This window comes from Ensifer sp. NM-2 (genome assembly GCF_003024455.1).
Classification (GTDB): domain Bacteria; phylum Pseudomonadota; class Alphaproteobacteria; order Rhizobiales; family Rhizobiaceae; genus Ensifer; species Ensifer canadensis.
This window is the reverse complement of record NZ_PVZR01000181.1, coordinates 1-364: the sequence shown is the minus strand read 5'-3', so window position 1 is coordinate 364 and position 364 is coordinate 1. Positions and strand designations below refer to the sequence as shown.

Annotated in this window: 1 pseudogene; it reads left to right on the top strand. The window is 63.2% G+C overall.

The features are described 5' to 3' along the window. Nucleotides 1-138: 138 nt before the first annotated feature. A pseudogene (locus C6558_RS39385) lies at nt 139-364 on the top strand (glutamine--fructose-6-phosphate aminotransferase); the annotation flags it as partial.

Here is a 364-nt window from a genome sequence, read left to right as displayed (position 1 = left end):
TAAATACTGAAACCGAAAGTGAAATCGGGGGCGGATTGCCTCGTCCGGCAAATGCGTTACCAAGGCAACGCGCCGGGCGGGACTTCCGCGCTGTCGATTGGGGCGTCGAAACGGCGCGGGACGAATTCGGAGACGACTATGTGCGGAATTGTTGGCATCGTTGGAAACCAGCCGGTCTCGGAGCGACTTGTCGATGCGTTGAAGCGCCTGGAGTACCGTGGCTACGATTCGGCCGGTGTTGCGACCATCAATGCCGGTACGCTTGAGCGCCGCCGGGCGGAAGGCAAGCTGGTCAATCTGGAGGCCCGGCTGCGCGAGGAGCCGCTGGCCGGCATGATCGGCATCGCCCACACCCGCTGGGCGA